7 protein-coding genes are annotated in these 13,182 nt (G+C 47.0%); 3 read left to right on the top strand and 4 right to left on the bottom strand.

The window, feature by feature from the left end; genetic code table 11:
• Positions 1-11: 11 nt before the first annotated feature.
• The 4 genes from KW844_RS17590 to KW844_RS17575 all read right to left on the bottom strand — a co-directional run bounded on the left by KW844_RS17590 (position 12) and on the right by KW844_RS17575 (position 10,199).
• Positions 12-3,299 carry a SusC/RagA family TonB-linked outer membrane protein gene (locus KW844_RS17590; protein WP_218378085.1) on the bottom strand — a complete coding sequence of 1,096 codons (3,288 nt, stop codon included), beginning with the start codon at positions 3,297-3,299 and terminating at the stop codon, positions 12-14.
• Between the two features lie 963 nt (positions 3,300-4,262).
• Positions 4,263-5,837, bottom strand: a complete 1,575-nt coding sequence (locus KW844_RS17585; RefSeq protein ID WP_218378084.1) for a SusD/RagB family nutrient-binding outer membrane lipoprotein — start codon at positions 5,835-5,837, stop codon at positions 4,263-4,265.
• Positions 5,838-5,862: 25 nt separating this feature from the next.
• A complete protein-coding gene (locus KW844_RS17580) occupies positions 5,863-8,961 on the bottom strand; it encodes a SusC/RagA family TonB-linked outer membrane protein (protein ID WP_218378083.1) in 3,099 nt (1,032 codons plus the stop codon).
• A 218-nt stretch (positions 8,962-9,179) separates the two neighbouring features.
• Positions 9,180-10,199 (bottom strand): LacI family DNA-binding transcriptional regulator, encoded by a 1,020-nt coding sequence (locus KW844_RS17575; RefSeq protein WP_218378082.1) that lies wholly within the window; start codon positions 10,197-10,199, stop codon positions 9,180-9,182.
• 266 nt (positions 10,200-10,465) lie between these two features.
• Here KW844_RS17575 and KW844_RS17570 point away from each other — a divergent pair, with 266 nt between their 5' ends.
• The 3 genes from KW844_RS17570 to KW844_RS17560 all read left to right on the top strand — a co-directional run bounded on the left by KW844_RS17570 (position 10,466) and on the right by KW844_RS17560 (position 13,175).
• Complete coding sequence (locus KW844_RS17570; RefSeq protein ID WP_073083650.1) at positions 10,466-11,341, top strand: AraC family transcriptional regulator; 876 nt, start codon at positions 10,466-10,468, stop codon at positions 11,339-11,341.
• A gap of 148 nt (positions 11,342-11,489) precedes the next feature.
• The gene (locus KW844_RS17565; RefSeq protein ID WP_218378081.1) at positions 11,490-12,080 is read left to right on the top strand and encodes an RNA polymerase sigma factor; all 591 of its coding nucleotides are present in this window, start codon (positions 11,490-11,492) and stop codon (positions 12,078-12,080) included.
• 72 nt (positions 12,081-12,152) lie between these two features.
• Positions 12,153-13,175: a FecR family protein gene (locus tag KW844_RS17560; RefSeq protein ID WP_218378080.1), complete on the top strand. Its 1,023-nt coding sequence runs from the start codon at positions 12,153-12,155 to the stop codon at positions 13,173-13,175.
• Positions 13,176-13,182: the final 7 nt, after the last annotated feature.

Genomic DNA, 13,182 nt, shown 5'->3' with positions numbered 1-13,182 from the left:
ATTTTTGCTAATTAGAAACTAACATTCAAACCGAGGCTGAAAGTGCGTACGGATGGGTAGAATGAGTTTTCGATGTAGATATCGGAACCCAGTGTGGATTCAGGATCTACGTTTGGTAATGTTTTATACAGGTAGAACAGGTTACGGGCAGCAGCTGTAACTTTCACACCCTGCAGATGTACCGGCTGCAGCCATTTACGTGGCAGATCATAGGCGATCGCCAGCTCACGTAATTTGATGTAATCATTTTTGAACAACCTGTCCGGACCCCAGCCAGTGCTCAGGTCATTGATGTATGTTTGGTAGTAGGCTGTGGAAGAAGTAATGATATCATTCTTTTCATACTTCACGTTACCGCTTTGATCTGTAACGGATTTCACACCGTCGAGCACCATACCGTCGTGATACAACCTGTTGTCCTTAGCCTGCGCCGGAGCGGTGTTGCCACCAGTCCATGCTACATTCTGATTGGTAGTTTTATCGATATAGTACGTTAAACCTCCGTGCTCTGTATCTCTGTAGGCCAGTGTATTTTCAGTCACACCTAAACCGGTGAGGTAATAGTTGGTATAGGAGAAGATACTACCACCAAATTTATAATCGATACCCAGGTGGAAAGTGAGGTTCTTGTAACGAACATCAGAGAAGAAACCACCGAGGACTTTTGATTGAGTATTACCTACGGTCGACATCTTACTATCCAGCTGATACAGTCCTTTTGCATCTACGACTTTGTTACCACTTGGATCTTTGATGTAATCGAACATTCTGATATCGTTTACCGGGCGACCCTCTTCTGCCACCACGCTGAAACCGGCGTTACCACCGATCGCATTCACTTTAATCCCAGGATAGAGTTTTTTAACCATAGACCGTTGGGTAGCGGCGGTGACGCCTACCATCCAGGATACATCATTAGTCATCACCGGATAGCCTTTCAGACTCAGCTCATAGCCCCAGTTTTTAACATTACCGGCATTGATGCGGATTTCTTCATACCCAGTGGCGGAGGAAAGAGACACTGGCATGATCTGATCATACACGTTGTTGGTGTAGAAGGAGAAGTCGGCCTGCAAACGGCTTTTTTCAAAGAACGCAGCTTCAAAGCCCAGTTCATACTCACGTTTACGTTCCGGACGTATTTCATTTGCGTACAGTGCTTTCTGTGAACTGATCAGGGAAGCATTGTTATAACCCACTATGCTACCGATATCATAGGAGCGGAAAGCAAAGTAGTTCTGATTGGTTCCTTTACCCACATCAGCCCAGCCTACACGGAATTTACCGTAGTTCAGCTTAGGAATATTGAGGTCTTTGGTGAAGTCCCAGGTGAAGGAAAGACTTGGATAGTTAAAGCTGTTGTATTGTGGATACAGGGTAGAGTTCCAGTCGTTTCTGTCTGTTGCTTCCACAAAGAAGCGATCTTTCCAGGAGAGCTGTAAGGAACCAAAGGCACTGTAAACGATGCGGCTGCCTCTGGATGCGGCTCTTGCTTTGCCGGCATCATCCAGGGAAGGGAATGTTTTACTGTTATTTACGGAGTACCATCCCGGGAGGCGGAAGCCACCGGTGGTACTGGCGAAGATGCTGTTATTATTGTCCTGTTGAATACTACCACCTACGAGCGCGTAGAGATGGAGGTTGTTATTCAGGAAATCCTTGTTATAGGAGAAGTGTGACTGATAAGTCTGAATCGCATAGTTATCGCGTTTCATAGAATACGTACCGCCTTGAATCGAAGGGTAGATACGTGTTTCTTTTTCTTTGCTGGTAAAGTCAGTATTGGTATAGTCCAACCCTATGAGTGTTACCATCGAGAGATCGTTGGTAAAATTGAGGGTCATTTTAGCGGAAGAGATGAGATGTATTTTCGCATCAAGGTTGTAGTTCTGGTTCTGATTCCACCAGAAGTCAAACAGTTTGGTTACCATGGTTGGCAATCCTGCAGCATCCAGGTCCGGACGGTGTTCGGTGGAGTCGACATAGAAAGGACGCAGCTGGTCAAAATCATATTCGCGGTTCATACCCCATGCCACCAGTCCATCGATAGATGGGCGGCGGTTGTTGGATTTTACGCTGAACAGGTTGGCGGTTACATCGAACTGTGCAAACTTGCTTGCTTTCATGGAACCGTTGAAGCTGAAGGTATTTTGTTTCTGCCAGGAATTTTCCAGGATGTCGTCATAACCATAGTTGGTATAGGACAGGCGCATGCTACCTTTATCGTTCGAACCGGAGATGGATACGTTTGTTCTGTTGGAGCTGCCATTCTGGAAGAGGCTCATAAAATTATCCGGTACGGCGCTAAGTTGGCGGGTGGTGCCATCAAAATAAACGGCGGAGGCATTGTCGAGTTTAGGCCCAAAGCTAAAGCGGCTGGGGTTAAATGCTCTTGTTCTTACGCCATTAATGGTTTTAAAGGTGCTGTCGTAAATGGAGGCACCTGAGCCATATTCATTTTGGAAATCGATATAGTTTACCGGTTGTTCCACTGTTCGTTGGTGCGATACCGTTACACCGAAACCTCTGGCGTTTGCGCCTGATTTGGTGGTGATCATCATTACACCGTTAGCACCTTTTTCACCATAGAGGGCCGTTGCTTTGGCGCCTTTGAGGATGTCGATGGAGGCGATATCATCCGGGTTGATGTCGTTGATACCGGAGCCATAATCTACCGAGTGCAGCGGATCATAGTTACGGGAAGCCATGGACGTGTTTTCGTCGCGGATCACTACTCCATCTACCACAAACAGCGGGCGGTTGTTGGCTCCCGGGGTGAGACTGGCAGCACCACGTACTTTAATATTGATACCTCCCATTGGGCCTGCAGAACCGGCGATAACGCCTACCCCTGCTGCTTTACCATACAGTGCCTGTACCGGGTTCATGGTAGTACCTGCCACGGTGAGTTCATCACCTTTAATGGAGGATACCGCATAGCCAAGTGATTTACGACTTTGCTTTATACCCAGTGCCGTAACTACTACTTCTCCGAGGCCTTTGGCATCTTCCTGCAACAAGATATCGATGGTTGGTTTAGATGTAATAGTGACTTCAGTTTTACCATATCCCACCATAGACACCTGGAGCACAGTGCCTCCTGGGACTGCCAGTGTAAATTTACCTGAAGCATCGGTGGTGGTACCGGTTTTGGTACCTTTTTCCAGAATTGTTACCCCTGGCAACGGGTTTCCTTTTGCGTCGTGCACTACGCCGGAGATATTACGTTTGTCCTGCGCAGAAACGATTTGGCTGCATACCGCCAAAAGGACCGCAAGTAAGGTTAGCGATCTTTTCATGGTTTACTGATTTAAGAGATAATTAGAAAGTGAACTGATTACGTACAGCACCGGGCATAGCAGTAGCTGTCCGTTATTTTTCTTATTGAAAAACCGGTGAATAAATAGCAGGATGCAGGCATGGCAAAGCCGTTCACCAGGTAAAGGAAAACCGCTATCCCATTACATCGTGTGCAAAAAATTGGTTGATGATAAACTCGTTGTTGTTTTAACTCATGCTAACAGTTTAGTGATTTATTGATTCACAGATGTTGGATAAAAAAAGTAAGTACACTGGTATAGCAGCGCCTATCCGCTATTTTTCATTGTTGAAAAACCGGTTAAGAAAAAATACATTCATTGCAGATAATATTCGCATACGTAAGCCTGTATTGACTTTCGTGCAAATGCTCGGTTCACAAATGTGTTTGTACTGTTGCTGAGATCAGGGAGATATTATAGCGTCGCCTCTTTCCGTTAGCAAAGTTTACTTTCTCATCGTGTGCAAAATACTGGTTGATAACTACGTGCTCTATTAGCTCATATTAAGCAATTCGTTGGTATTAAATTTTCAGGATAAACGCTACACTATTCTCATTCTTCGATTTTGGTCTGTCCTTGTTCTTGTTGCAATCGTTGTAAGGTCGTTCTACAGCAGTAAAACGTTTTAGCTACTGTATCTAAAAAAAGAAAGCACTACGGATATATCCTATTGCTTTCTAGTATCAAACTTAGTTAAACTTTCCATGCAACACAAATATTTTGTTAAAATTTTTTTAAGATTTTTCAGGTAACAGGATGGTGTGGGTTTTATGACAGGTGACGGTAACATCTCCCTAAATAAATAGCGTAACAACAGTAACTAATACTGCTGTTACGCTTTTGCTGCCTTCGGCAGCGGGTGAAGCAAGTTTCGCGCTGCGCGTTATTTTTTCAGGGAGATGTAAACGCATGCCATTCGACGGCCTCCCGTTAACAGGACTACTACGGCTTATCCCACCAGATAGGGGTGGTAAACAGGTCAGCCCCCTGTGCCGCCACTGCTGCATTAACATTGGTGCCATTGGAATTGTACTCCCCACGCGGATAACGAAGCCTCCTCGGAATTTGCCCGTTGGTTTCATTATTCTTATAGTTCACCGGCGTGAGTACCGGATAGCCGGTGCGGCGCCAGTTGGCATATGCCTCATATTCATTCAGCAAAGTAGTGATGTAATACTGCTCATTGATAGCCTGTAGCTGAGCGGTGAGGCCCCCGGCCAGCGCTGCCGACTGCGCGGTGGCGTAAGTAGTAGCAGTAACATCATTATAAGCAATAGCAGCAGAATAGAGTGTATACTGCCAGATGCCCGCCTTTACCCCTTCAATAAAGTAGGTAGCAGGCGTACCGGTAGTCCACCCGCGGGCGGCCGCTTCAGCCAGCATTAACTGCACCTCACTGTAGGTCAGAAAAATATTGGGCGTGTTGGCCAATACAAGTACCTGCTTGGGCTGTGAGTAGTGCGCCAGGTTGGCATCATCCACCGAAGCAATGCCATATACCGGGTCCGACGTATTATCGTAACCGTTACGCAGGCCTTTTTGTACTGCCGGCACATCGGAACCCCCTGGTGTGGAATCCGCCTTTGGCAGTTCGCTGATAATCTGCAACCTCGGATCACCCTTGGCTTTCAGCATATCAATGAAAGATTTGGAGTATTTAATCGCCAGGTTATCCTTATTCGTTTGGCCGCGGGAGTTACTATAAGTGCCTATTACATGGCTGTTTGGATTATCGTAATCTCCATCTACATGACGGATATAAAAGACCTCCGACCGGTCCGTAAAAACGCCACCGGCAATGGCCTTTTGCACAATAGTGCGGGCTTGCGTCTGGTCCGATTTCTTACTCAATCGCATGCCTATACGAAGCATCAGGGAATAAGCCAGCTTTTTCCATTTGGTCACATCACCCCGGTAGCCGGTAATGTCCGCATCGCCGGGAGATGCTTTGGATGCGTCCAGCATGCCTGCCGCCATTTCCAGTTCAGCCGCAAGGCCGGCATAAATAGCGGACTGCTGATCATAAGCCGGATAAAAGGTTAAGTCTGTAAACCCTTTACTGGCCTGACTGTAAGGTACATCGCCATACAAGTCCGTCAAACGCTGCAGGATCACCACCCTCAGTATATGCGCAATAGCCGCATAGTTTGCGTTGGCCGGATCATTTTCTGTTTGCGTCATCATATCCGTGATGATCTTCAACCCATTTGGATAAAATGAATTAAAGGCCGCACCGGAATAATCATCATTGTACAGGTATTTATCCCCTACGTACGTCAGATTCAGCGAGGCAAAATGCTGGATCATCATACCGCAGTAGATGATATTGGCGCGCCAGGCCTCGTATTCCCCACCAGAGGTATATATCAGCCCTCTCGTTAGTTTAATGGAAGGCGGCACATCCGGCGCCGAGGTAGGATCAGTATTGATCTTTTCAAAATTCTTGGTACACGACACCATACTCAGCATGCCTCCAAGGGCCAGCACCGATAGTGTTTTATATATGTTACGGATCATAGTTCGCTGATTTAGAAATTGGTGACTAGAATCTCACATTGAGGTTAAGACCAAAGCTGCGTGCCTGTGGATAACCCATTACTTCAGCACCCTGGCCGGCACCACTGGTGTAGCTCGACTCCGGATCTATACCTGGCAGGTCCTTGTAGATGATCCAGAGGTTTCTGGCCACAAACGACAGCGAGGCGCCCGTGAATGGTGATTTAGTCAATACGGAAGATGGCAGTGCATACGTGAGGATTACCTGACGCAGTTTGATAAAATCTCCCTTATATATAAATGGTTCCGCAATGGTGAAAGCGATATTCTGGTAGTAGTCCTGCGCAGCTACATTTTTATCCACGTATTTCGTTGGATCAGCCGGGTCCTGTGCCTTGATGTTGAGTCCACCTTCACGGCCCTGTAAAGTGGCTTTATTCAGGCCGAAGTAGTAAGAGTAATCGCTGGTGCCTGAATAGATCTTATTGCCCCATTTACCATCTACGAGGAAGCTAAGCTGCCAGGCTTTGTAGGTGAAGGTATTGGTGATACCCATCGCAAACGGTGCCACACCGGTACCGAAGGCGGTATAATCGCCCTGCAACGGCTTGCCGGCACTATTAAACAGGATATTCCCCTGCTCATCGCGTTTGAACTTATACCCTACTATCTGCCCGAAAGGCTTGCCAACAATGTGTTGGATAGAAGCATTGAACGTACGCACATTTGCTACTAGCACACTGGTGGAACCCGCATCCAGCGATACCACTTCATTTTTGTTGTAGGAAAAGTTAGGTGTGATTTCCCAGGTGAAATTTTTACTGCGTACTGGCACGCCGGTAAGCAGTACTTCCACCCCGGTGTTTTTCACCTTACCCACGTTGATAAATGCTGCGTTATAACCGGAGGCATTGGAGATGGTGGTTTGCAGGATATCATCTTTGGTGGTGCGGGTATAAAAGGCAAAATCGAGCGTGAGGCGACTATCAAACAACCTCGCTTCCAGTCCTGCTTCATAACTGGTATTTACGAGCGGGCGCAGCGTAGGATTTGGAACCGCATATTGTCCGTCAGGTGTTTTCTTTACGTCTGCCAGCGGTAAACCGTCGAACGGATTTTGCACCTGGTAGGCCAGGAACAGGCGGTAAGGATCTGTATCGCCACCCACCTGCGCCCAGGAGGTGCGCACTTTCAGGAAGTTGATCCACTCCGGCATTTTAAAGGCATCGGACAATACAAAGCTCAATCCGAAGGAAGGATAGAGGATACTCCATTCGTCCGGTGACAAGGTAGAGAACCAGTCGTTACGGGCGGTTGCGGTGAAGTAAAGGTAGCTTTTGAAAGCTATTTCCGCGGAACCATATACCGAGTTGATTTTCTTTTCCAGGATGTCGTTCAGAACGGTTTTGGTTTTAAGGTTTGTTTGATCGTAGAAGTAAGGAATGAAGAAGCCGTTACCGTTGAGATAGAATTTATCATTCTTGTTATGCATCTGGTTTCCACCTACGAAAGCGGTGAGGCGCCAGTCTTTCCCGAAGGTTTTATCCATACCGAGCATTACGTCGGCGTTTACTTCATAGAAGTTTTGGCGGGCCTGGTCATTGATCTGTCCGGCGGTATTGTAGGCTGTTCCGGTTGGGGTGATGGCGAAGTTATTCCGGTACCACATATCCGCACCGATGCGTCCTTTGGCGTAGAGCCATGGAAGGATATCGTATTTCAGTTCGGCGGAGTTGATGAAGCGGTCGCGCTTATCATTTTGCTGGAAATCGTATACGGAGAACCAGGGGTTGGTAACGTATTCATTTGCTTCCCAGCGTGCCTCAAACCCTTGCGCATCGTACTTACTTTGTTTGAGGGTGTTTACATCCAGGCTGGTGGGCAGCATGTACATGGAATAGTTGGCGTTACCGGGGGAGTCGGATACCCTTGGACGGTTCTCAACCCTTTCACGGCTGTATTTACTGTTTACGGAGAGATATAATTTGCGACCCAGCCAGGCGTTTACGTTCAGGCTGAGGTTATCCCTGCGCATGCCTGAGTTGGGAAGCATCGCCTCATTTTTCAGGTCGGTAGCACCAAAGCGGTAATTGATTTTATCCGTTCCGCCGCTGAAGGCGATGGAGTTGGTGAAGGTGTAACCACTTTTATAGAAATTTTTGAAGTTGTTTTTTACGGCGCTATATGGGCGACTCACACCATCATACTGCATCACAGAAGAGCCGTCCAGTTTGGCGCCCCAGCTAAACAGGCCTGCGGAGCGGGCTTCTGCCACCGAGGTGGGTTTTACGCCGTTCAGTCCCATGCCGTAGTCGTACTGCCAGTCGAGTGTATTAACGATTGGTTTATCCAGTACGATATTGCTGCTGAATTCCACGCCCACCCCTTTTCTGGCGCTGCCTGACTTGGTGGTGATGAGGATTACCCCGTTGGAGGCGCGGGAGCCGTAGAGTGCCGCGGCGGTACCGCCTTTGAGTACGGACATGGTGGCGATATCATCCGGGTTGATACTGGAGAAGCCATCGCCGGCATCTTGTCCGCCCCATTCGTTGGCGCTGCCGAGGTTATCATTATTGATAGGAATTCCATCTACTACGATGAGGGGTTGGTTGTTGCGGCTTTTATCGATGGAGGTGTTACCACGGAGTACGATGCGGTTGGAGCCTGCGGGCCCGGAGGAGGCGGGGCTTACGTTGAGTCCTGCTACCTTACCTGCGAGGGTGGCGGCTACGTTGGTGGATCGTGCCTGGGTAAGTTCATCGCCTTTAATTTCGGAGATGGAGTAGCCGAGTGCTTTCTTTTCCTTTTTGATACCCAGGGCGGTTACTACTACTTCGCTGAGGGATTTATTATCCGGCAAGAGGCGTACCTCCATGGTGCTGCCGGTAACGGGGACTTCTTTCTGAAGGTAGCCGATATACCGGAAAGAAAGTGTGGAGCCGGGCGGGACGTTGATTTTAAACTCCCCTTTGTCGTTGGTGGTGGTTCCTTTACCCGATCCTTTCACGAGCACCACCACTCCTACCAGGTGCTGGGAGGTCGAGTCATCGACTACCAGTCCGCTAACATCTTGCTGGGCCCATGCAATTGGTGCCGACAGCATCATTAACAGAGTAAGGATAAGTTGAATAGAATTCTTACGCATGTTTACTGTATGAAGTGAAGCAATAAAAAGTTAACCGACATGGCAGGCAGGGACAAATGGAAATTGGTTGATGTATTCAGCTCCTGATTGTAGCCAGGATTACTTTATGATATATAACAAAGTGCGTAGAAAAAGGGTTGAGTGGTGCGCAAAAAAAACCAGCACTTTTTAAGTGCTGGCTGAATAGGTTGTATAACCGCTAAAACGTTATAGTACGGTTATTTATGTAAGCTGGAAGGACGGATAATCAGTTCGAGCGGCAGCACTACCTGTTGCATGGTGGTGGTAGGCTGATTGAGTTCCTTCATGAGAATGGAAACGAGGTTTTCACCTATCTCCCGGAGCGGTTGTGCCACGCAGGTGATGGCGGGACTATGGAGGCGGAAGATATCGTGGTCGTCAAATGAAACGACGCCGATATCCGCACCGATGGTCCATCCGAGGCTGCGGATACTTTCGATGCCGTAGATACCGAGGTAGTTGGTGGCAAAGAAAACGGCGTCCAGTCCTTTGGTGGCGGTGAGGAACTTTTTGATTTCATTGTTGAATCCTTCACGGTCGAGGTCGAACGGCAGTTTTTTCACCAGTGCTTTATTGGTGGTGATGCCGGCGGCTTTCAGGGCGTCGTTATATCCCTGGAGGCGGTCTTTCATCTGCACCTGATCGGAGGTGGTGGTAACGATGGCGATTTTGGAATAGCCTTGTTTTACGAGGTGTTCGGTGGCAGTGTAGGCGCCCTTGTAGTTATCTACTACTACGTAGTGCGATGGCATCTGCGGAAAATAACGGTCCATGAGCACGATAGGTTTACCGGCGCCTTGCAGCTGTTCTATTTCCTTATCCAGATTTTTGGTGGGTGTGATGATGTAACCGTCTACCTGCCGGTATTTCAGCACTTCCAGGAGGCCTTTTGCTTTTTCCGTGTTATCCTCTGTAGAGCCGTACAGTACTTTATATCCGTACTTATCGGCTTCGTCTTCCACTACTTTAGCGAGGGTGGCGAAGAAGTTGTTGGCGATATCTTCGACGATAAGGCCAATTGTTTTGGTTTTGCCTGTGCGCAATCCGCGAGCCAGCTGGTTGGGCTTATATTTAAGCTTGCCTGCTATTTTCTGGATTTTCTTGCTTACCTGATCGCTGATCCTCTTCTCTTTGGCTTTTCCATTCAGTACGAATGATACAGTGGTAGGAGATACACCGGCCTGTTTTGCAATATCTTTAATAGAGATACCTTTCATAATAAGAGTTATGCTATATCGATTTAGCCCAGCGTAATTTACAAAATGAAGTTGAAATTTACATAGTTGTGGGAATTATTCCAAATAGTAGGGGGGCCTCTTACATATAAAGCATTCCTAATTTGTATCACATAAAAGGACCATTTAAAAAAAGATGATATTTTTTTAACCAAATTTCTATAATTTGGCAACAAACATAGGACAATGGTATTCTTCGATAAGGAAACAAGATGCCACAAATAATACTCGTTTAAATTAATACATGAATGAAACCCATCCTTATTAAAGTTGGGGCCTTTGCCGATAATCAGATCACGATCATAGAGCGATGTGATCCTCATTTTAATACACCGTTTCACTTTCATCCGGAGTGCGAGCTGGTATTTGTGACAGAGAGCCATGGAAAGAGGATAGTAGGCGACAGCATTGAGAGCTTCGAAGAAGGGGACATGGTGTTTCTGGGTCCGCATATCCCGCACGTATGGTATAATGATGAAGGGTATTATAAGGGAGATGAGAGTCAGAAGGCCCGCTCTGTGGTTATTTATTTTCCGAAAGACATCTTTGGGGAAAAGTTTTACGGACTGCCTGAAACGAAGGCATTGAGTGAACTTTTTCACAAGGCGCAGCGCGGCATGAAAATCATAGGGGACACTTATGACAAGCTGAAACCTGAAATTTTATCGCTGCCACGTAAGGAGGGGCTGGACAGGATAATTTCCCTGCTGCACATTCTCAAAACGTTGTCGGAAACTAAAGACTGCTATTACCTGGCCAGCACGGGTTATTCACATGCCTACAACCTGAAAGACAACCACAAGATTGACGAGGTCTTCAAATATGTGATGAACAACTTCTCCAAGGAAATATCCCTGCAGGACGTTGCCAGCATCACTAATTTATCACCGCAATCATTCTGCCGTTTCTTTAAGAACCGCACCAAGAAATCGTTTGTACAGTTCCTCAATGAGGTACGGATAGGCCATGCCTGTAAGCGCCTTACCGAGGAGGACTGGTCGATTGCTGAAATTGCCTATTCCTGCGGATTTAAGAATTTATCCAACTTTAACCGGTTTTTTAAAGAGATAGTAGGTAAAACACCGAAAGAGTACAAGAATGAACTTCGGTTAAAAGAGGCCTGATCATTTTCTAACGCGAGATTTCCCTGTATATTACCACGTATATGATACTTTATTCCCTAAAAATAATAGGGAAATCTCCCAAAATAATCCTTACTTTCATAGCAGTTAACATTTAGTCAACCAAACGCATTTCTTCTCCTGTAATTCGATGTACAGCAGTTATCAAGATCACGAATTAGTATCGCTGCTAAAAAGCGATAACGTTGCTGCCTTCAATGCCATTTATGAGCGTTACAGCAAGGCGCTGTATCTATTCATCTATAGTAAGCTGGATACCGCAGAAATCAGTAAAGACGTGCTGCAGGACCTTTTTGTTTCCCTATGGGAGAAACGGCAGGCCCTTGTGCTTAAGGAGTCGCTCAAATCTTACCTGTACCAGGCGGCCAGGCATAAGATCATTGACATCTACCGAAAAAACACCACCTACCGGAAGTACCTTCAGCAACTGATTGAGCATTTTGATGAGCAGCCACATTCCATTTCGGATCAGCTGGATACCAAGGCCCGCACCCAGGAAATGTTTGAGGCCATCAACCACCTGCCTGAAAAAATGAAGGAAATATTTATGCTGAGCAGGTTTGAAAACCTGAGCGTAGAACAGATCGCCTCACACCTCAACCTCTCCCAGCAGACCGTTAAGAACCAGATTACCAAAGCTTTAAAGATATTAAGAGCCAACTATGCCCAGCCGGACATGATACTGATCATCGTTTCCATCCTGTTGGGATGCCTGGCCTGATATTATTTTTTTAGCCAGAAATAGTACTAATTCCACGTTATTACGACATTACAATATCAAAAACGCTATCAGGTGGACACAGAACAGATTAAAATATTACTGGAACGATATAACCAGGGCACCTGCTCACCGGAGGAAGCGGAAATAATTGAACAATGGTTCGACAATATCAACCGTCATCAGTCGGTGATAATGAATGATGATGCATTGAATCTGCAATTAGACGAAGTTAAACACCTCATAAACGAGCAAATAACACCAGCCGTGGATGCCACCGTACCTGCAAAGGTCCGCAACCTCCGCCCCTGGTACATCGGCATTGCCGCCGCCGCCGTAGTGGCCGCAGTGGTTTTACTCTTTACGAACAACCGTCACACAACTGCACCGGCATCTCCCGAACTACTGGCAACCACCACTAAAACGGTTACACGTACCGTGAGTAACGGTTTTGTAGCCGTTGCCACGCCCTATGGCCTGAAAGAAACCATTACCCTGGAAGATGGCAGCACCATCGCTATGAACGGTGGCACCAAAGTGCACTACCCGGAACATTTTACCAGCACGGCCCGCCAGATATTCCTCGACGAAGGAGAAGCGATGTTTGATGCTGCCCACGACCCGGCCAGGAGCTTCACCGTGTATAGCGGCGACCTCTCCACCATAGCCCTGGGTACCTCCTTTAACATTCGCGCCTATGCCAGCGAAGCTGATATCACCGTAGCCCTGATCACCGGAAAAGTAAAGGTGGAAAAAACAGGCAATGCCAATAATGCCACCATCCTGATGCCCAGTGAGCAACTACGCTACAACCGTACTTCCCTCGAACTGATCAAGTCCTCCTTCGCCAACCCCGATAACATCATCGGCTGGAGAAAAGGCTACCTGATCTTTGACGGCGCCGGCTTTAACGATATCGCCGCCGCTCTTCAAAATCGTTTTGGCGTTACCGTTATCAACAACAGCAATAAAATTGAATGGAATTATAAAGGATCCTTTACTAAAAACGAAAGCCTTTCTGAAGTACTGGACGTCATTTGCACGATTAAATCTCTTACGTACACCATTAAAAGCGATACCGTTTATCTCGAAAACTAAAACAAGC

Origin of the sequence: Chitinophaga sp. sic0106, assembly GCF_019219075.1 — a bacterium.
Lineage (GTDB): Bacteria > Bacteroidota > Bacteroidia > Chitinophagales > Chitinophagaceae > Chitinophaga.
This window is presented reverse-complemented; position numbering and strand designations above follow the sequence as displayed.